This is a genomic window from Streptomyces spectabilis, assembly GCF_008704795.1.
GTDB lineage: Bacteria > Actinomycetota > Actinomycetes > Streptomycetales > Streptomycetaceae > Streptomyces > Streptomyces spectabilis.
In genome coordinates this window covers 9,276,871-9,297,035 of the sequence record NZ_CP023690.1, presented here as the reverse complement: position 1 = coordinate 9,297,035, position 20,165 = coordinate 9,276,871, and the positions used below count along the sequence as shown (strand labels likewise).

Annotated in this window: 13 protein-coding genes; 7 read left to right on the top strand and 6 right to left on the bottom strand. The window is 75.4% G+C overall.

Features of this window, described 5'->3' with window-relative positions:
• Position 1 precedes the first annotated feature (1 nt).
• Entirely contained in the window at positions 2 to 1,384 is a 1,383-nt protein-coding gene (locus CP982_RS39360; protein WP_150514874.1) for a hypothetical protein, read from the top strand.
• A gap of 31 nt (positions 1,385 to 1,415) precedes the next feature.
• Positions 1,416 to 2,333: a protein kinase family protein gene (locus CP982_RS39355; protein WP_150514873.1), complete on the top strand. Its 918-nt coding sequence runs from the start codon at positions 1,416 to 1,418 to the stop codon at positions 2,331 to 2,333.
• Between the two features lie 37 nt (positions 2,334 to 2,370).
• Here CP982_RS39355 and CP982_RS42020 read toward each other — a convergent pair whose 3' ends face one another.
• From CP982_RS42020 to CP982_RS39340, 4 genes are all read right to left on the bottom strand, one after another.
• A complete protein-coding gene (locus CP982_RS42020; RefSeq protein WP_170316596.1) occupies positions 2,371 to 3,135 on the bottom strand; it encodes a protein phosphatase 2C domain-containing protein in 765 nt (254 codons plus the stop codon).
• On the bottom strand, positions 3,132 to 3,983 hold the full coding sequence (locus CP982_RS42015) for a vWA domain-containing protein (RefSeq protein WP_170316595.1): 852 nt from the start codon (positions 3,981 to 3,983) through the stop codon (positions 3,132 to 3,134). The genes CP982_RS42020 and CP982_RS42015 overlap by 4 nt, the downstream gene beginning before the upstream one ends.
• A gap of 2 nt (positions 3,984 to 3,985) precedes the next feature.
• On the bottom strand, positions 3,986 to 5,917 hold the full coding sequence (locus CP982_RS39345; protein WP_170316594.1) for a caspase family protein: 1,932 nt from the start codon (positions 5,915 to 5,917) through the stop codon (positions 3,986 to 3,988).
• 82 nt (positions 5,918 to 5,999) lie between these two features.
• Complete coding sequence (locus CP982_RS39340; protein ID WP_150514870.1) at positions 6,000 to 9,503, bottom strand: CHAT domain-containing protein; 3,504 nt, start codon at positions 9,501 to 9,503, stop codon at positions 6,000 to 6,002.
• A 518-nt stretch (positions 9,504 to 10,021) separates the two neighbouring features.
• Here CP982_RS39340 and CP982_RS39335 point away from each other — a divergent pair.
• Positions 10,022 to 11,434 carry a PP2C family protein-serine/threonine phosphatase gene (locus CP982_RS39335; RefSeq protein ID WP_150514869.1) on the top strand — a complete coding sequence of 471 codons (1,413 nt, stop codon included), beginning with the start codon at positions 10,022 to 10,024 and terminating at the stop codon, positions 11,432 to 11,434.
• Positions 11,435 to 11,574: 140 nt separating this feature from the next.
• Here the strand turns inward: CP982_RS39335 and CP982_RS39330 are convergent, their stop codons facing one another.
• On the bottom strand, positions 11,575 to 13,074 hold the full coding sequence (locus CP982_RS39330) for a DNA-binding protein NsdB (RefSeq protein ID WP_150514868.1): 1,500 nt from the start codon (positions 13,072 to 13,074) through the stop codon (positions 11,575 to 11,577).
• Between the two features lie 234 nt (positions 13,075 to 13,308).
• Between CP982_RS39330 and CP982_RS39325 the strand changes: the two genes are divergently transcribed.
• The 3 genes from CP982_RS39325 to CP982_RS39315 all read left to right on the top strand — a co-directional run bounded on the left by CP982_RS39325 (position 13,309) and on the right by CP982_RS39315 (position 17,447).
• Complete coding sequence (locus CP982_RS39325; RefSeq protein WP_150514867.1) at positions 13,309 to 14,496, top strand: aminoglycoside phosphotransferase family protein; 1,188 nt, start codon at positions 13,309 to 13,311, stop codon at positions 14,494 to 14,496.
• Positions 14,497 to 14,670: 174 nt separating this feature from the next.
• Complete coding sequence (locus tag CP982_RS39320; protein ID WP_150514866.1) at positions 14,671 to 16,233, top strand: alpha/beta hydrolase; 1,563 nt, start codon at positions 14,671 to 14,673, stop codon at positions 16,231 to 16,233.
• Entirely contained in the window at positions 16,230 to 17,447 is a 1,218-nt protein-coding gene (locus CP982_RS39315) for a serine hydrolase domain-containing protein (RefSeq protein WP_150514865.1), read from the top strand. The genes CP982_RS39320 and CP982_RS39315 overlap by 4 nt, the downstream gene beginning before the upstream one ends.
• A gap of 52 nt (positions 17,448 to 17,499) precedes the next feature.
• On the opposite strand, the gene CP982_RS39310 is transcribed toward CP982_RS39315, so the two are convergent.
• The gene (locus CP982_RS39310; RefSeq protein WP_170316593.1) at positions 17,500 to 18,570 is read right to left on the bottom strand and encodes a PP2C family protein-serine/threonine phosphatase; all 1,071 of its coding nucleotides are present in this window, start codon (positions 18,568 to 18,570) and stop codon (positions 17,500 to 17,502) included.
• Positions 18,571 to 18,805: 235 nt separating this feature from the next.
• Between CP982_RS39310 and CP982_RS39305 the strand changes: the two genes are divergently transcribed.
• The gene (locus tag CP982_RS39305) at positions 18,806 to 19,993 is read left to right on the top strand and encodes a serine hydrolase domain-containing protein (RefSeq protein ID WP_150514863.1); all 1,188 of its coding nucleotides are present in this window, start codon (positions 18,806 to 18,808) and stop codon (positions 19,991 to 19,993) included.
• The last annotated feature ends 172 nt before the right edge of the window (positions 19,994 to 20,165 follow it).

Genomic DNA, 20,165 nt, shown 5'->3' with positions numbered 1-20,165 from the left:
TGTGGACGCGCTGCGCAGGCTCAGCCGACTGCCGGATTCGCACCTCGCGGCGCTGGCACGCGCCCACCTGGCGGGCGTGCGGGCCGCCCTCGGCGTGGCCCTGGATGCGCTGCCCGACGACGCGGGCGCGGCGGAGTGCCGGGCCGCGCTCGCGGAGGTGGCGGCGGTCCTCGCACCGGAGGGTTCGCCGCCGGAGGGTGAGCCCGGCACGCTCCCGGGCACCACCGAGGCCGAGGGATCCGTGACGACCGGAGCCGTGACGACCGGAGACATGTCGACCAGAGCCATGGCGGCCGGAGCCATGGCGGCCGATTCCGCGGCCGCCGGTTCCACGGCCGACTCTTCCGCCGACGAGAGCACCCCGCCGATGGGCACCCCCGTACCGGTCACGCGGGAGCCGGTCGCCCCGGTGCCCCCGGATCCTCTGGAGCCCCAGGAGCCCGTGCCGGCGAAGCCGTCCGTGCGGCCCTCCCCTCACGCCGACGCCGAGCTGGCCGCGCTGGCCGCGGAGTTGACGCGGAGCCAGGAGTGCGCCACCTTCCTCGGCCCGCTGGCCGTGCCCGAGGCCGACGACACGGCCGCGCTGTGGAGCTGGTTCCAGTTGACGCTGCTGCGCCTGCCGAGCGCGTACGCGACGCGGTGGCGCGCGCGGGCGGCGGACCTCGCGGTGGCGGCACGGACCGCGCCCGAGGAGCGGTGGGACGAGTGGCGGGCGCTCGACGGCGTCGAGGTGGTCCTGCCGCCGCTGCCGCGTGCCGGAGTCACCGGCGTGCGCCTCGGCGCGGCCGGGCCCCTGGCGGACTGGGCGGTGACCGCCGCGGGCGGCGTCCACGGCGTGCTCCCGGCCTCCGGGGACCGGTCGCCGCTCGCCCTCTGTGTCGTCCTGTCCGGCTGGGTGGCCGAACTCGCCGCGCGGGACGGCCAGTTGCACCACTGTCTGGAGAGCGTCGCACATCGGGGCGTGATCCCCCTGTGCGACGCCGAGGCACGTGCGACCTACCGCCAGGAGCTGGCCCAGCGGCTCGGACGGCTGGCCCGGCAGACGCCGGGCTCGCCGGAGGAGCTGCGGGCCGCCCTCGCGGTGGACGAGGCGCTGTGCTCGGTCCTGCACCTGCCCCCCGCCGCACCCGGCAGCTGGTGGGCGCGGGTCGCCGAGGCGTCCCAGCGGATGGTGCTCGAACTGCGGCGCCGGGTGCGGGACAACGGCGGCGACGTCGCCGTGCAGGTCCTCGCCCCGACCTATCGCGAGGCCCGCCGCCGTACCGGGGGCAACGACATCCCCCTGGACGCGGGCGGGCGCAAGGGCCAGGTGCTCGCCGGGCTGCGGCTGTGGGCCAGCGTCGAGGGCCGGGAACTGCCCGGCCGGGTGGTGTACCGGGCATGAGGCGTCCCGGCGGGCCCGAGGGGGACCCGGCATGAGCGGCACGCCGGGCCGCCCGGCACGCTGGCCGACGAAGACGGAGTACGCACAGGCGGTGCAGGACCCGGCCACGGCGTTCGCCGAGCCGGATCTCGCCGGGGGCGTCCTCGACCTCAACCGGCTCGGCATGCCGCGCACCAGCTCCGGGCGGAGCGCGGTGGTGTTCCGGCTGCTCGGGCCGCGCGGCGCGTGCGCCGTGCGCTGCATGACGCGGGCGGCCGCCGCCGGTGCCCTGCGCTACGACGCGCTGCGCCGCTATCTGCGGGGCCGCGCCTGCCCCGCCCTGACCCCCGCGACCTGGCTGGAGCAGGGCATCCAGGTGGGCGGCGCGTGGTGGCCGGTGGTCCTGATGCCGTGGGTTCCGGGAGACACCTTCGACCTCGCGCTTTCGCGGCGCCTGAGCGAGCCGCGCGCCCTGCGGCACCTGGCCGCGAACTGGCGCGTGGCGCTGCGCCAGCTGGCCCGCGCAGGCCTCGGCCACGGTGACCTCCAGCACGGCAACGTCCTGGTGGACGACGAACTGCGGCTCCAGCTCGTCGACCTGGACGGGGTGTGGGTGCCCAGCGGCCAGGACTGGCCGCGCGCCGACGCCGGTCACCCCGACTACCGCCACCCCAAGGAGGACGGCGCGCCGCACGGGGTCCGCCTGGACGCCTTCCCTGCCTCCGTCATCTTCCTGTCGACGCTGGCCGTGGCCGCGGACCCGGGCCTGTGGAAGCTGCACACCCAGGAGAACCTGATCTTCCGTGCCGCCGACTTCGCGCGCCCGCGCGGCACGCCCCTGTGGGACCGTCTCGCCCGCTCCCCCGACCCGCGCGTCTCGGTACTCGCCGACCGTCTGGCCACGGACTGCAAGCGCGCCCCCGGTCAGGCGGGCACCCCGGAGGACCTGGTGGCCGCCCTGCACCGGTGACCGCCCGGCCCTTCGCCCAGGGGCGTCCGACCCCGTGTCACTCCAGGTCGACGCGGCACCGCACCAACGTCACGTCGTCCTCCTCCAGTTCGCCCCGTCGCCACAGCGCGCGTACCTTCGTGGCGAACGTGCTCGCGTCGCACTGTCGCAGGAAGTGCCATACGTCCGGGCTGTGGGCGGCCCGGGTCAGGGCCCAGCGGGCGAGGGCGTCCGTCATCACGAGGAGGTCGTCGCCCGCGCGGCTCGCTCCGGCGATGACGTGTGCGGCGCTCACCGCGTCCGGCAGCGCCGTGGGGGACGTCGGCAGCAGGGCCGGGGCCGAGGTGAACTGCTCGGGGTGGTGGAGCGGGAACGACAGGGTCGGCGCGGCACCGCGCAGGGTCACCAGGCAGGTGTCGCCGACGGCCACGGCCAGCCACCGCAGGGTGTCCGCGCCGGGCGGCGCGGGGTCGGCCACGAATCCCAGGAGGGTGGCGTAACTGCCGCGCTCGACGGCGTCCCAGAGGTACGGCGGCGCCTGCGGGGACAGGCGTACGCACCGCGACCACTCCGCGGCGGCCGCGCGGACCCAGTCGCCGAGCGCGGCGCCGTCGAAGCCTTCGGGGGGCCGTGCCACGAACCGGCGGACGAGGCAGTGCGCCCAGGGGCCGGAGGCGAGGGCGCGGGTCGCGCCGTCGGAGACCGCGATGCGCCCGCGCGCCGGGTCGAGCGCCGCGGCGTCCTCGCTCGGTTCCGCGGCCGACTTGGGCACGGCGAGCACCTCGCCGCCGACGAGCGCGAGCGACGGCCCGGTACCGGTCACCCGGCGCGCACCCGGCCGGTGGTGGCGGTGCCGATCCGCATGAAGTCGACCAGCTCCGGCACGTCCGCGTTGTACACGAAGCCGCGGGCGCCGGGGGCGATGCGGTCGGCGTAGCCCGCCTCCTCCACCAGGCCCGCGGGCAGTTCGCTGGACATCTCGTACAGCAGCTCGGTGGCCGGGTCCGTGCCGCCGACGGGGGCGGAGGGGAAGTACACGGCATGCTCGCCGCGCGCCGACAGGTGCAGGTTGAACAGCAGGAGGCGCCCGTCGGCGGTACGCAGCCTGCGCAGCCGGGCCGCGGCCCGGCGCGGGTCGCCGTCGGTGGCCATGCCGTCGGTGACGTGCAGCACGATGGGCGGGAAGGAGTCGCGGTGCCGGGCCGCCCAGCGCTTGAGCACCTTGTGCGCGTACTGGAGCGCCGCGCACATCGGTGTCGAGCCGTACCAGACGGGGTCGAGCCACACCATGCTGCGGCGGCTGACCTGGCGGTAGCGGCCCTCACTGTCCGGGAGGAGCTTCTCGCGGGTCTCCACGCGCGCGTAGCGCGGCAGATGGGCGCTCGGCACGAGCGGCTCGCGGCCTGCGGCGCCGACGACGGGGGCGACCGTGCCGGGCCCGCCGTAGCCGATGACGCCGACGTCGAAGTAGTGCCGGGGCTCCTCCTCGCGCACGTCCTTGGTGCACTCGATGAGCACGGCGTACAGCACGTCGTTGACGGTGTCGCTGAGGGCCTGGCCCTTGCGCACCTGTGCGCTGCCGCCGATGGCCTGCTGCATGGTGCCGGACTGGTCGACGAGGAAGAGGAAGCAGCCGGGCCGCCGCCGGTCGATGCGCTGCTGGTAGGGCACGGTTACCTCCCGGCGTGCGGGGCGTGGTCGGACGGGCCGGTGCGGCGCCCGTGGTGGAGGAGGACGTCGCAACGCGTGACGCGGTAGCGCACCGGTGGCTCCGCGGTCTGCGGCACCCGGGCGTCGCGCACGCCGGTCAGGACGTCGTCGACCAGCCGCTGGAGGGCCGAACCGCCGGGCCCGCGCCGGGCGATGCCGCGCTGTGCGAGCCGCGTCAGGTCCTGCGGCCGGTCGGTGACGACGGCGACGAGGGTCTCGGGCCGCGGCGCGCCGCGGGGCAGGCCGTCGGGCCAGTACAGCTCGATGCCCGCGAGCCGGTGGCTGCCGGGGAGCCGGAACAGTTCGTAGTGGGCGTCCGGGTCGAGGCCGACGCCGGCGGGCTCGGTGGTGGTGAGCTGGGTGACGGCGCCGCGCAGACCGACGTCGAACACGGACACGTGGCGGCGTTCGGCGGCCCTGTTGTGGATGCTGACGACGATCTCGTCGCCGTGGAAGACGTGTGCGCCGCTGCGGTCCAGGGGCAGTTGCGTGCCGTCGGCGCACAGCAGCGCGTAGTGGAAGGCGACGTCGTCGGGGAGCGCGGCCGGGCCCGTGCCGGAGGCCAGGGCCCGGACGTGGGCGGCCCGCGCGAGCTGACGCAGGTCCTGGGTGAGGGAGTCGAGCCCGGCGTCGGTGGCCGGGGTCGCGCCGGCGCTCAGCGGTTCGCCGTCGGAGTCGGCCAGGCGCAGCCCGTCGGAGGTCAAGGTGAGGGCCGCCAGGGCGGGTTCGTCGCTCCGGGCGATCCGCAGATGGGCACAGGCGCGAAGGCGCGCGGCCACGTGGGCGCGGTCGGGGTGCTCGGCGGGTCGCAGGAGGACGGGGCGGCGGCCCAGGGAGACGTGGCGGGGGTGTGCCTCGGTGCCCGGCGGGATCTGGTGCGGGCCGGGTGCGGCTTCGCCCTGGAGGCGCAGTCGGGCGGTCCCGGCCTCGGCGCGGTCGACGACGGCGAGGGCGAGGGGCCGCTCCGGGTCGCCGCCCGGGGGCACCAGCGCGTACTGGTCGCCCACGGCGATGCCGAACAGCTCCGCGCCGTCCAGACGGGCCCCGTCCCGGTCGGCCGCCACCGGCAGCACGCCAGTGGCCCGCTGCTCCGTGGTCTCGAACAGGATCCGGTCGGCGGGCCCTTCGACTTCCGGCCGCTGGAAGGGCACGACGTCGAGGACGGCGGGCCGCAGCAGGCCCAGGAGGGTGCGCCAGGTCAGCCGGGAGGCGCCGGGGGCGCGCAGGAGCCGGGCGAGGCTCGCGGTGAGCAGGCCGCGCGGGCCGTCGAAGCCGGGGAGCTGGACTTCGTAGGCACTGGCGTCGGGTTCGCAGGCCACTAGGCGGACGACGGACGGGTTCGACTCGGCGGCGGTGCAGCCCGAGCGGGGCGGAGCGGCCCGCACCGCCGCCCGCCAGGCCGCGTGGACCGTCGCCCAGTCGCGGCCCTCCGTGCGGGCCTTGGGCACCTGTCGGGCGGTGCGGGCCATGCGGGCGGAGTGGCAGCTGTCGATGACGGTCGTGACGTTCTCGGTGCGGGCGCTCAGGTCGTCCTGGAGCGCGCTCAGCTCGTCGGCGAACAGGCCTCGGAACGCGCCGTGCGGGCCGGGCTCGTCGATGTCGGTGGGGCACAGGTACTGAATGCGGGCGGGCTGCCCGGGGGCGGGTGCGGAGCCGGGGTCGCGCGCCTGGCCGCCGTGGCCCGAGTAGTAGACGACGGCCGCGTCCCCGGCTCCGGTGGCGTCGATGAGCGCGCGGTAGGCGTCGATGATTCCCCGCCGCGTCGCGCGCGGCCCGGTGGCCCGGGTCACCTCGAAGCCGAGGGGGGTGAGGGTGTCGGCCATCAGCGCGACATCGGCGTCCACGCCGCGCAGCGCCCCGGTCCGACAGCCGATGAGCAGTGCCCGTTTACGCATCCCAGCCCCCCGTGACGCGCGTCGTAGCCGCCAGGATGGCATGACGGACCACCCTGGTCACCCCTTTGTCCGCGGCACGGCGTCAACCGCCGACGTGGATGAACGGAGCCCAGTGGTAGGGCAGCGGGGACGTGTGCCGGGTGAGGGCCGTGGGCGGGCGCCCGTCGCGTGCGCACTCGGCCGCGGCGCCGCCGCCGGTGGCCTCGCGCAGCCGCTCGTACGCGCCTGCGCGCCCGTCGGCGTCCAGGGCGCGCAGGCGGCGCTGCGCGCTCGTGAGGGCGTCGGCCACCGGGGTGCCGGGGCGGGCGAGCAGCGCTTCGTAGAAGTACGTCATGAGGACGGCTCCGGAGGCGTCGTCGACGGGCCACAGCGACACCACCGCGTGCCGGGCGCCCGCCGCGACGGCGGCGCGGACCAGGCCGATGACGTCTCCCCCCGCGGTGGCGGTGCCGCGCCCGGTGTGGCAGGCGGAGAGCACGACGAGGTCGGCGGTCAGGTCGAGCCCGGTGACGTCCCCGACGGTCAGCCGGTCGTGTCCGGCGAGCGCGACGTGGCTGCGGTGCGGGCCGCGTTCGTGCAGGACGCCGTGGGTGGCCAGGTGCAGTACGGCGCGGCCGGGTGCGGAGGCGGTGACGGCGGCGGCCGTCGCGGCCTCGCCGAGCAGCGGTTCGGTGCCGAGCAGCCGGGCGATGGCCCGCACTTCCGTGGCCGTGCCGGGCAGCCGGGCGAGGCCCCGGCCGGGTGCGTACGCGGGGTCGCCGACCAGCAGCGCGGGCGCGTCACGGCCCGGTGGCCTGTCGCAGCCGGGCCGGGTGATGAGGGACGCCGAGGGCAGCTGGGAGATCACGCACCGCTCTCCCAGCGGTACGTCGCCGACGGGCAGGACGGCGAACGGCACGAGGGTGAGCGCCCGGTGCGGCACGACGTACAGGCGGCGACGGCTGCGCACGGCGTCCGCGACGGGGTCGAGGAGCAGGCGCGCCAGGGCGCCCGCGTCCGCGGTGTCGTGGTGGCCGCCCGCGCACGCGGAGTGGAACCGCCGTACGGCGCAGGCGAGGTCGCGGTGGTGCACGGTCCTGCGGGTGTGACGGGCGCCGTGCCGGTCGACCGCCCAGGTGACCAGGTCGTCGTCGAACGTCTCGTACATCAGGAGCAGCGCGTCGTCGGGCAGCGCTGCGCGCACCGCGTCCAGACGGGTGCCGCGGATCCGCCGCCCGTCGTCGGCGCGTCCGCGCAGCAGGCCGGGCGCGTGGGTGGCCACGTGGGTCTCGGCGGCTTCCAGCTCGTCCTCGGCGGCGAGCACGGTGGCGCGAAGGCGCGCGGAGGACGGCGTGCGCGCGGCGTCGCCGCGCACACTGTCCACGAGCCCCTCATAGGCGGCCGCCCAGGCCGAACCGGCGCGCAGCCAGCGGCGAGCGGCGTCGAGCGGCGGCCCCGGCGGCAGGTCGTCGAGAGCGCGCAGCACGTCGACGGCGATGCCCCGGCAGCGGTCGGAGAGTTCGAAGGCGAGGGCGCGTTCGGCGTCGGGGTCGACGGTGCCGTGCGGGCCCCCGGCGGGCGGGCCGGCCGGGGCCTGCCGGGCTTCGTCGGCAATGCAGAGGTGCACGCGGGCCGCGATGTGGTACATCGCCGCGACGTTCACGTCGTCGGTCATCGAGGTGCGCAGGACGTCCCGTACGAGCTGGTCCGACCACTGCTCGAAGCGGGTCACCGCGTCCCCGCAGAGCCGGGCGGCGGTGGTGTGGTCGCCGAGGGCCTCGGCGAGTTCGGCGCGGCGCGCCAGGTCCTCCCAAGGGCGGTCCGGGTCGCCCCTCCAGGACGTCTCGTCCAGTACGCCGAGGGCGTGGCGCGCGGTGTGCGGGTCGCCGAGTCGCAGGAAGAGGCTGACGGCGTGGTCGGGGTGCAGGCCGCCGCGCCGGAAGAGGCGGGAGGCGAGGGCGTGGGCCTGTTGGCGCAGGCCGAGTTCGTACAGGAGCGCCGTGCGCAGCAGTGCGTCGTCCCCGGCGCGATCGAGCGCGGCGCGGAGTGCGGCGTGTGCCTCGTCGCGGAAGCCTGCCTCCAGGGCGCGGCGGCCCCGGTGGCGCAGCAGTTGGGCGGGCGCGCGCCGCAGGCTCTCGCGCACGATGTCGATGGCCTGCCGCGCGGGCGGCCAGGATCCGGCGAGGCGTTCGGCCGCGGCCGCCACCTCGCCGAGCCGTGCCTGGGCGATGCCCTTCAGGTCGGGGTCGGCGAGCGCCTCCACGGCCCGGTCGAGCGCCAGGGCGAGGTCGGCGGCGCGCAGCCAGCTGCGTTCGTCGGCGTCCCGTGCGCGCAGCGCGGCCGTGGCGTGCGCGGTGTCGGCGGCGAGGAGCACGGTCGAGGCCTGCCGGAAGTTCAGCCGGTCGACCAGGTCGACGTACGCCCGGTCCGTGAGGTCCGCCTCCAGGGGGGCGGTGATCCGGGCGGTGACGAAGCGGGCGGCCCGCAGACAGCGCAGGGCGGCCAGGGTCAGGCCGTCGCGCTGCCAGGCGGCGGCCCGCGCGAGCAGGAGCCGGACCAGGCCCTTCAGATAGCTGGAGCTGCCGTCGTCGCGGCACCAGCGCGCGAGTTCGTCGAGGTCGCGGCGGTCGGCGTCGAAGCCGTCGGCGAGCCGGTCGAGCAGCCGGTGCGTGGTGGCGAGCGCGGCGAGGGAGCCCGCGCCCGCGCGGTCGGCCAGGGCGGCGGCCCGCTCGCCCGCGCGCACCCGGGCGGGACCGTCGCCGCGTGTGCGGGCCAGGTGGGCCAGGCGCAGGGCGACGCGGGCGCGGCCGCGCGGGGCGGGCAGGCGCGCGTAGAGGGCGTCGGCCGCCTCGTAGTGGGCGCGGGCCATGGCCGGGTCGGCGGGGACGTCCACGGGGGCGGTGCCCGGTGCGGCCGCTTCCGTCGGGCCGAGGCGCAGGCCGAGGAGGTCGGGGTGGGAGCACGGGGTCAGGGCCGCGTCGCCCTGGAGGAGGTAGACCCGGGCGAGCACCCAGGGGTCCCCGTGCGCGTCGTGGCGGCACCGGTCGAGGGCGGCCAGGACGTCGGCGTCGCGTCCCGCGCGCCGGGCCACGTCGGCGGCCGCGAGGTGGACGTGCGCCCGCACCCAGCGCGTCAGCGCGGCGTCCGCGCCCGGCAGGTCGTTCGCCTGCCGCTCCGTGTCGCGCAGCACGTGCGCGACGGCCCAGTGGTCGCCGCCGGTCCGGGCGTTCTCCACGATGCCGCGGGCCGACAGGAGCCGGGGCAGGAAGCGGGCGGCGCAGAACTCCAGCAGGGCCGCGTCGGGGGCGGGTTGCCGGGGCGGCCCCGCCGCGAGCCGTTCCGCGTCGCCGTCGGCGAGCACCGCGCCCTGGCCGCCCGGATACCAGTTCAGGTCGAGGGCGTGCGCCGTCACGCGCAGCGCGGCGGCCATGTCGTCGGTGGCGCCCGGCTCGCGCACGCCCGCGAGGTGGCGCAGGGCCCGCCGGGGCTCGCCCGTGGCCAGCGCCCGCGCGCTCGCGACGAGCGGGTGCTCGGGCCGTGCCGCGTCCCGGCCGAGCCCGGGTTCACCGGTGAGCAGTATGCGGATCACGTCATGGGCCAGATCCATGCGCTTCCCCCCAACACCCCGCCTCCGTACGAGAGTTGGGGCCTCGCCCGCGCTTTTCGGACACCAGCGTACTGAGCGCGCCGCCCGACGGCCGCCCCTCACCGAAAGCCCGCAGGATGCCCCAGGTGTGGCGAACGAGCCGGGGGCCCGTCACCTTCGAGCCACGCTTCGTTCGCGCGGTGCCGCACCACCCTCAGCCACCGACGACGCGGACGAGGCGCGGACGGCCGCCGTTTCCCCGAAGGACGGTGGCATATGACAACAGCACCACCACATCGGGTGTTGCCAAATCCCTTACGTGCCTGAGTCCGCTGTGCCAGAGTCGTTACCGGTCGAAGAGTTGTTTCTGAAGTCAGCACGGAAAACGGCACGGACATCAGCATCAGCACAGACGTCAGCATCAGCACGGAAGCCAGCACCACGGAAGCCAGCAGCGCGGCCAGCCAGGAAGCCCGCCGCCCCCACCAGCGCGGCCCCGCGAGCCGACCCGCCCGCATCGCATCGCCTACGGAGCCCCCATGCCGTCCCACGTCTTCGCGGACCGAACCGCCCAGCCGCCCGAGCGCGGCGCGGTCGACGCGCTGATCACGCAGACGCGCCGGCTCCGCGGCGAGGTCGACGCCGTGCGCCGCGAGGCCACCGCCGACCACAGCGACCCCACAGGCCGCTGGCAGCGCGCCCTGTGCGACCTCGCGGTCCACCAGCTCAACGACCTGCACGGCCACTTGGCCCAGCTGCGGGACGGCCCGCCGCGCACGCACCGGCAGCACGCCGGTGCCGCGCGGCCGGAGCCGCCCGCGGGCTCCCTGCTCAGCCGGGTCGGCAGCGCCGAGTGGAACCTCCTCACCGACGAGGCGAGCTGGTCCGGCGAGCTGTACCAGATCCTCGGCCGCGACCCCGCCGCTCCCCCGCTCTCCCTCGACGAGCTGCCCTCCCTCGTGCACCCCGACGACCACGCGCTGCTCACCGCGATGGTCACGGACTGCCTGGTCGACGGCAAGCCGATCGACGGCGAGTTCCGCGTCGTGCGCGCCGACGGCGGCGTCCGCCAGGTGCACATGATGGGCGAGCCCGTCCTCGCCGCCGACGGCTCCACCGCCTCCATGTGGGCGGTCCTGCGCGACGTCAGCGAGCTGCGCCGCAGCCAGCTCGCGGTCAGCGAGAGCCGCGACACGCTGCAGCACCAGCGGCACCTCGCCCAGACCGAGCACCGGCTCGCCGTCGAGCTCCAGGAAGCCGTACTGCCGCCGTGGCACGGCTCCCTGCGGTTCCCGCACGGCGGCCCGGCGGGCCTCGACCTGGCCGCCCACTATCTGCCGTCGTCGTCGAGCGCCCTCATCGGCGGCGACTGGTACGACGCCCTCGAACTGGCCGACGGCCGGATGCTGCTGAGCGTCGGCGACCTCACCGGCCACGGCGTCACGGTGACGTCGGGCATGGCGATGCTGCTCGGCGCGCTGCGCGGCATGGCCGTCGCGGGCACGCAGCCGGGCCAGCTGATGGCCTGGCTCAACCAGCTCCTCGACACCTCGGCGCAGCCCGCGCTCGGCAGCGCCGTCTGCTGTCTGTACGACCCCGAGCGGCACGTGCTGACCTGGTCCCAGGCCGGGCACCCCGCCCCGCTGCTGTTCCGCGACGGGACGGGGCGCACCCTATCGCCGCCCGACGGCGTGCTGCTCGGCGCGACGTCCGGCGCGACGTACGAACAGGCCGAGGAGACACTGCGCCCCGGTGACCTGCTCCTGCTGCACACGGACGGCCTGGTGCCGCGGCGTTCCCGAGATGCCGCGACCGGCCGACTGCTCGCCCTCGCACCGCGCTTCGCCGAAGCGAGGACGGCTCAGGACTGTGTGCGCGTCACGGTCGAGGAGTTCGGCGTGGCCCCGCGTGAGGACGACGCCTGTCTGCTGGTGGCCAAGGTCGACACGTAGCCTTCACGGTCCACCGCGCGCGGGACCCGGATGGGGCCCCGCGCCGGACGACCGGTGGCCGCGCGGAGCCGATGCGCTCCACGGGCCCCGAGTGCTACGAAGCCCTAGCCCCGACTTCGTACCGTCGTACCCGACCCTCCTCACGCCCGCGCCCATTTCCCTCCCCCCGGCCTGCCCGCGGCCTTGGGAAGGGCGTGCTTGATCTCCTCGCGCAGGTCCTCGATCTTCGGATAGCCCGCGTACTGGGCGGTCAGCCGGTACATCTCCCGTAGCCGGTCCCACGTGCGGTGCGAGGAGTTCGAGCCCATCGACACCAGTGCGAGCCGGGCGTACCGGTCGGCCTGTTCGGGGTCGTCGGCGATGAAGCAGGCCGACGCCAGCGAGATGTAGTCGAAGATCGTGGAGCGGTCACGGCCCTTGGCGCGCAGGGCGATGGCCTCCTTGGCGTGGCGCTGGGCGACGTGCGCGGCGGACGGCTCGTGGTCCGCGAGCGTGCGGTAGGCGAGCGCCTGCATGCCGTGCAGATCCGCCTCGTCGAACATCTGCATCCAGCTCGGCGGCGGCACATCGCCCTTGTCGGAGACGAACAGGTCCTCGGCCCGGCCGAGGGTGCGCCGCATCGCCTGGCCCTTGCCCATGGACGCCTGCGCCCAGGCCTCGATGGTGTGCAGCATGGCCTGGGTGCGCGGCAGCGTCTGCTCGCCCGAGCCGGACGTGGCGAGCTTCATCAGGTCGAGGGCGTCGTCCGGCTTGCCCAGGTGCACCATCTGGCGCGCGGCGCGGGACAGGGCCTCCCCGGCGCGCGGCCGGTCACCGCCCTCGCGGGCCGCGTGCGCGGCGATCACGAAGTACTTCTGGGCGGTGGGTTCGAGGCCGACGTCGTGGGACATCCACCCGGCGAGGACGGCGAGGTTGGCGGCGACGCCCCACAGGCGTCGCTGGAGGTGGTCGGGGTGCCGGTAGGCGAGCATGCCGCCCACCTCGTTCAACTGGCCCACCACGGCCTTGCGCTGGAGCCCCCCGCCGCGGGAGGCGTCCCAGGCGCGGAACACCTCGACCGAGCGCTCCAGCTCCTCGATCTCCTGAGAGCCGATGGGGGCGGCCTCATAGCGATCGAACCCGGCGGGATCGGCGTGCAGGGGATCGTCGAGACGGGGGGCGTCGGCCTTCAGGGTCGGGTCGGTGTGCAGCCAGTCGTGCATGGCGCTGGTGAGTGCGGAGCCGGCGGCGAGCGCGGCGCCCGCGCCCACCAAGCCGCGTCGGTTGAGCATGAGGTCCATTCCCGTGAATTCGGTGAGGACCGCGGCGGTTCGCTCGGGCGCCCACGGCACGCCGTCCGGGTGCTCGACGCTCCCGTCGGCGCGCTGTTTGCCTACGCGCCCGTGCCGGACCAGACCGAGGTCCTCGATGGTCACGACACGGCCGAGACGCTCGGTGAACAGGACCGCCAGAACCCGCGGCACCGGATCGCGCGGGATCTCTCCCATGTCGATCCAGCGCCGCACCCGCGAGGTGTCGGTGGCCAGCTGCGGATGACCCATCGCGGCCGCCTGCCGGTTCACCAGTCTGGCGAGTTCGCCCTTGGACCAGCCGGCGAGGCCGAAGAGGTCCGACAGGCGGGTGTTGGGTTGTCCGTTCACGTCAAGCCCCCAGGTTCTCGGCTGAGTTGACAGTAGCCGTCTGTCAGTTGCTGAGCGACTATTCGCCAGGGTTCGCCAGGGTGCGCCACATGGTGTGCCAGGGGCCTCGGGGTGTCAGGTAGGAGTGCGCCACCCCGACCCGGTCCCCACGAGGCATTCCCCAGGGTGCACCCACGGAGGCCGGGGCGGGAGGGCGCCGCAACTCGCAGGCACACGAAGGGATCTGTATCGCCCATGTACGCAGCATCGTCCTCCGTGTCCGCCCCGCCCCGGCCGCTGCGCCCCCACTCGCCGTCCCGTGGTCCCGCCCGCCCGGCGGAGGTCCCGCTCCAGGGCGGCGGCCCCTATCTGGCACCGGCGCGCGCCGCGTCGGCGCCGCTCGGCACCGGGCGGACGCGGCGCGCACCCGCGACCGCGAACGGGCCGCTCAGCGGGAGACTCGACTTGTCCGGCCCCCAAGGCGCCCAGCTGCGCACGGCCATCGCGTCGGTGCACCGCATCTGTCCGGAGTTCCACCCGGTGCAGGTCCTTCGCCGCAGCGGCCGTACCGTCCTGCTCGTCGGCACGACGGGCCGCAGCACGGCCGTCGCCAAGTGCCTGCTCGACCACTCGTCCTTGTGGACCGAGCGGATCAGGCACGAAATAGCTGCATACCGCTCGTTCGTCAGGCATCGTCCGCCCGTGCGCGCGCCGCGGCTCATCGCGGCCGACCCGGACGACTGCACCCTGGTGATCGAGCGGATGCCGGGCCGGGTCGCGGCGCTGCTGCGGCACCCGGCGGAGGCCCCGCCGCGGGCGGACGTACGGGCGGCCGTGGGCGCCGTGCACCGCCTGAACCAGTGGCGTCCGCCGAACGACATGTTCGGCAAGCCGCTGGACTACCCCCGGCGGATCGCGCGCTTCCACGAGCTGGGGCTGCTCACCGACCGGGACATGGGCGATCTGCAGAAGCTGCTGCACGGCATAGCGCATGCGTACGCGTCGCAGCCGCAGGCCATGTGGCAGTTCTGCCACGGCGACGCGCTCCTGTCGAACGTGCTGCTCTCCCCGGCAGGTCCCGTGCTCGTCGACTGGGAGCACGCGGGCTGGTACCTGCCCGGCTACGACCTGGCGACGCTCTGGGCGGTTCTCGGCGACGCCCCGGTGGCGCGCCGCGACATCAGCCAGCTCGCCCAGCAGGCGGGCCCGGCGGCGCGCGACGCGTTCCTGGTCAATCTGATGCTGGTGCTCACGCGCGAGATCAGGATGTGCGAGACGGCGGTGCAGCGCACCCTGCACGACGCCGCACCGGTGGCACCGTCGGGCTCGCCCCATCCGGTCGCGGTGCCGTCCGGCGAGGAGCAGCGCCTGCTCCTTCGGCGTCTGCACGACGACTGCCAGATGGCCCGGCGGGCCGTGCGGGCGGCCGTCGGCACGCGCTGACGGGGGTGGAGGCCCGTGGTGCGCCCCGAGCGGGGGCGCACCACGGGCCTTCGCGTGCGCGCGGCGCCGCGCCTGGGGGCTGCCCTCAGCAAGGGATCTACGGGTAGCCCCATGTCGGGGCGGGGCGCGGGCTTCTAGCGTCAGGGGCGACATCGCTTGATCCAAAGGAGCACCATGCGCCTCGCACCCGCCGTCACGATCAGCCTCGGCCTGGTGGGCCTACTCGCCGGAGCCGTCCCCGCGACGGCCTCCCCCGCCCCCACGTCCGCCCGTGCCGACCGTGCCGACCGGCATCAGCATCTCGACTGGGGTGCCTGCTCCGCGCGGCAGCAGGAGCTGAACGAGGCGGGCGCGCAGTGCGCGAAGGTGACCGTTCCCCTCGACTACTCACGGCCCGACGGCCGTACGATCCAGCTCGCGATCTCCCGCATCAAGGCCAAGGCTCCGGGCGAGCGGCGCGGCATCCTGCTGTCCAACCCCGGCGGCCCCGGCGGCACCGGGCTCGCGAACACCCTGGCCCTGCGCCCCGCCCTGAAGGACGTGGCGGACCGCTACGACCTGATCGGCTTCGATCCGCGGTTCCTGGGCGAGAGCAGCCCGCTGGTCTGCGCCCCGGCCGGGCCGCCCACTCCTCCTGGGCCGACGACGTCCGCCCGGAAGGACTTCGAGGACTCGGTGCGGTCCGCGCGGGACACGGCCCGGCGCTGCCGCGAGCACGGCGACAACACCGGGCTCCTCCCGCACGCCTCCACCCGCAACGTCGCGCGGGACATGGACGCGATCCGGGCCGCCCTGGGTGAGCGCAAGCTGTCGTACTACGGCGTGTCCTACGGCGCCGACCTGGGTGCCGTGTACACCCAGATGTTCCCGCGCCGCACCGACCGCATGGTCATCGACTCCTCCACCGATCCGGCGGCCACGCAGTACGAACTGTTCCGGCGCTCCGGCGAGCCGCTGGAGAAGTCCCTGGACGAATGGGCCGGGTGGGCCGCGCGGCACCACGGCACGTACCGGCTCGGCCGCACCGGCGCCGAGGTGCGGGCCACCGTGCAGCGGCTGCTCGACGGGGCGGAGCGGCGGCCCGTCGAGATCGCGGGGCAGCGGCTCAACGCCCCCGTCCTGCGGCTGATCCTGAAGCAGCCCATCCAGCAGCAGGAGAACGATCCCGCCCTCGCGGCCATCGTGCGCGACCTGGTCGACGCCGCAGCGGGCAAGCAGGTCCGGCCGGGGCCTGAGCTGGCCGCCATGCTGGAGCTGCTGTCCTCGCCCGACCTGGCGGACAGCTTCGTGGGCGGTGCGATCTTCATGTGCGGCGACGGCGGCTGGCCCGCGGGCGGCTGGCCCGGCGACCCCGAGACGTACTGGCGCAACAGCGTGCGCAGCCGCGCCTCCCAGCCGGTCTTCGGCCCGTACGTCAACGGCATGATCGCTCCGTGTGCGTTCTGGGGCACCGAGCCCCGGGAGCCGGGCACCAGGATCGACAACGGCGTGCCCGTCCTGATGCTCCAGGCACGCCGTGACAACAACGTCCCCTACGAGGGTGGTGTAGCGCTGCACCGCAAGCTCACCGGTTCACGTCTGGTGACGGCGGACATCCGTGCGCACGGCGTGTACGGGCGCGGCGCCGAGGGGCACCGCCCCGTGCCGTGCGCCGACCGGGCCGTCAACGACTATCTGCGCGGCGGGGATCTGCCCGCCACCGACGTGACCTGCGCCGCCGGCGAGGTGACCCGATGACCGGGACCGGACCGGCGGTGAGCCGACGCGCCACCATGGCGGTGGCCGCCGGGGCCCTGCTCGCGGGCGCGGCCCCGAAGGCCGCGGCAGCTCCGCACGGCACGGCGGCCGGCGCTCGCGGGCGCGACGCTCTCCAGGCCGGTGTCGACGCCGTCCGGGCGACCGGGGCCACCGGGGTCATCGCCGAGGTGCAGACCGCACACGATCGGACCACGGCGCGCGCCGGAGTGGCGGACCTGGGGTCCGGTCGGCCGGTGCCCTGGGACGCGTACTACCGCATCGGCAGCGACACCAAGACGTTCACCTCGGTGGTCGTCCTCCAGCTCGTCGGCGAGGGCAGGCTCGCGCTGACCGACACGGTCGAGCGCCGACTGCCCGGAGCGATCCGGGGCAACGGCAACGACGGCGCCAGGATCACCGTGGCGAATCTGCTGCGTCAGACCAGCGGCCTCAACGACTATCTCGCGGTCGCGGAGGGCGAGTTCACACCGGAGGCCTACCGCAAGGGGCGGTTTCGCACGCACACGCCGCAAGAGCAGTTGGCGGCCGCGCTCACGAAGCCTCCGCGGTGGCTGCCGCGCCCCGACGACCCTGCGGCCGAGCGGCGCTGGGGCTACGCCAACACCAACTACGTCGTCGCGGGCCTGATCATCGAGGCCGTGACGGGCCGCCCGTGGGCGCAGGAGATCCACGAACGCGTCATCGAGCCGCTCGGCCTCCGGCACACGCTGATCCCCGGCGGGGGTGCCTACGTCCCGCAGCCGACGGCGACGGCGTACACGCGGTTCCCCGGCAGCGAGCGCCTGACCGACACCACCCTCGCCGCCGTCAGCGGCGCGGACGGCGGCCTCATCAGTACGACGCGCGACCACGGTGTCTTCCTGCGGGCCCTGATGGGCGGACGGCTGCTGCGTCCGGCGCAGTTGGCGGCGATGAAGCGGACCGTCCCGGCCGACGGCTGGATCCGGGCGAAGGGCGTCCGCTACGGCCTCGGCATCGCCTGGCGGCCGGTGGCGGGCGGCGCCGGGGGCATCTGGTTCCACGGCGGCACCCACCTCGGCGTGGTCTCCGAGTCCGGTGTCACCGAGGACGGCGCCCGCGCCGTGACGTCCGCGACGTTCACCCTGCCCACCGAGGAGGCGCAGCAGGACGCCCAGGCCGCCGCCACGCTCCGCCTGGTCAACGACGCGCTGCGGGAAGGCCGTGGCCGCTAGGCCCGCGGCCCCGGATCGGCGCTCCGCGGGCGGCCGAAGGACACGACCGCCGTCACGCCGTCGAGGAACGGTCGGCCGACCTCGGCGACGCGTCGTGGACCCGGGCGGCCGGAACGGGGGCGGGCTGGGCGAGCAGCAGGGTGAGGTCGTCCGTGAGGGGGGCGCCGCCGGTGTGGCGGTGCAGCAGATCGGTCAGGCTCCGCAGCGCGTCGTGCGGGGCGGGCGCGGCCAGGGCGGCCTGGCACTGCGGGGCGTCCAGCGGGAAGGGGGCCCGGTCGGCGTCGCGGGCATCGGTCAGGCCGTCGGTGTACAGGAGCAGGCGCTGCCCCGGGGTCAGGTGGACGCGTTGCAGACAGGGGGCGGGGCGCAGGCCCAGCGGGGGTGAGGGCCGGGGCGGGGAGAGCAGCTGGAGTCGGCGGCCGGTGCGCAGGGGCGGCGGGTGACCGCAGTTGACGATGTGGGCCTCGCCGGGGTGGAAGTCGACGAGCAGCAGGGTGACGAAGTCCTCCGGGCCGAGTTCGGGGCCGAGGTGTTCGTCGAGGGCGTGGGCGAGCCGGACCGGGTCGGGTTCGGTGGCGGCGGTGCGCCGGAAGGCGGCCAGGACCGCGGCGGCCACCCGCATCGCCTGGACGCCGTGGCCCTTGACGTCGGCGAGCAGCAGGCGCGGGCCCGCGGCGGTGAGCACGGCGTCGTGGACGTCGCCGCCGATGCGGGCGTGCCCGTCGGCGGGGCGGGCGTGCACGGCGAGGTCGACGTGACCGACGCGGTCGGGCAGCGGAGGGGCCAGTGCCTCCTGCGCGGTGACGGCAAGTCGGGTCATGTCGTCCAGCGCGCGCTCGGCGCGCACGCGGGAGTGCGCCGTCACCACCGCCCAGGCGGAGACCGCCGCGATGTTCAGCACGGAGGCCAGCTCGTGCGCGGAGGCGGGCGGCGATCCCAGCAGTGTCAGAGCGAGGGCGGCGGCGCCCAGGGCGGCGGCGGTGCGCGCCGAGAGCCGTTGGGCGGCCAGCATCGGCCCGGCCAGGAGCAGTGCGTGCAGGGGCAGCTGAGCGAGGATCGTGACCGAGGCCGCGGCGGCTTCCGCCGCTACCGCCGTGGCGAGCCACTTTCGCCGTGTTTCCACTGCGTCCCCTCTGGTCGTCTGGTGACGTTCGGTTTTCCGCGCACGACCCCTTCGTGCGGGGTACTGTGCCAGCTTTGGTGACGGTCCGTGGCCAATTCGCCACAGCTCGCGCACCGCTGCGTCGGCGCCGCTGGCGTCGAGCGGGTCCGCGATCTCATCGGCCAGGTCCGCGATCTCATCGGCCAGGCCTGGGAACAAGCCGCAGGAACGCCCTGTTGTCCCCCACGTCCAGTACATGATCAAGCTGTTGGGGGAACACGTGGAACACGACGCGGACCAGGTGCGGGGGACCGTGGCGGCGGGGTTCGAGGGCGTGCGGGAGGCGTTCGCCGAGGTGCTCGGCGAGCAGCGGCACGCGCCCGAGGCGCAGCTGGTCGTGCACGTGGACGGTCACCGGGTGGTGGACCTGTGGGGCGGGCCCGGCACCGCGGCGGACACGCTGACCGGGCTGTACTCCATCACCAAGGGCGCCGCCCACCTCGTGGTGGCGCTCCTCGTGCAGGACGGGGTCCTCGACCTGGACCGCACGGTGGCCTCCTACTGGCCGGAGTTCGGAGCCGAGGGCAAGGACCGCCTCACCCTGCGCGAGCTGCTCGCGCACCGGTCCGGGGCCGTCGGCGTCGACGGCGGCTTCACCTTGGCCGAGCTGGCCGACGACCGGCTCTCGGCCGCGCGTCTCGCCGGTCACCGGCCGTTCTGGGAGCCGGGCACCGCGTACGGCTACCACGCCTTCGTCATCGGCGCCCTGACGGGCGAGGTGGTGCGCCGGGTCACCGGCCGTTCCCTGCAGGAGGTGTACGAGGAGCGGATCCGCGCCCCGTACGGGCTCGACTTCCACCTCGGCCTGCCCGAGGCGCTGGAGGAGCGCTACGCGCAGGTGCTGCCGCTGGAGCCCACCGAGGAGGAGCAGCGGCTGCTCCTGGCGGACGCCGCGGCCCCGGACAGCGTCCCGGCGGTCGCCTTCAACCAGAACACGACGCCGCCCACCGATCTGGTGGCCTTCGCCAACACCCGTGCCGTGCGCGCCCTCGGCCCCGCGTCGTCCGGCGGCGTCGGCACGGCGCGCGGCGTGGCAGGGATGTACGCGGCCGCGATCAGCGAGGTGGACGGCAGGGCGCCGCTGCTCGCCCCGCACACCATCACCGAGTTCGCCCGGGTCAGCCACCGCGGGACGGACGTGGTCACCGGCAACGACGACGTCTTCGGCCTGGGTTTCGAATCGATGAGCACGCGCTATGCGTTCCTCGGCCCGGAGGCCTTCGGCCACAGCGGCGCGACGGGCTCCCTCGCCTTCGCCGACCCCGCGAGCGGCGTGGCCTACGCCTACACGCGCCGCCGCTTCGGCTTCCCGTCCGGCTTCGGCGCGGGCCTGGAGAACCACCGCCTGGCGGAGGCGGTCGCCCGGGCGGCGAAGGGCCGGTAGCCGACGGCGTGGCCCCGCGCGGCGGCGACCGCGCATTGGTCCATTCCACTGACGCGCGGCAGGCGATCGCGCTACCTGTGGCGAAAACCAGTGGAAGCGCCGCTGACATGGGAAATCCCTTCCTCTGGGCATGATTGACGGATCGTCGGTGAGCGGGTACCACTGACGCACG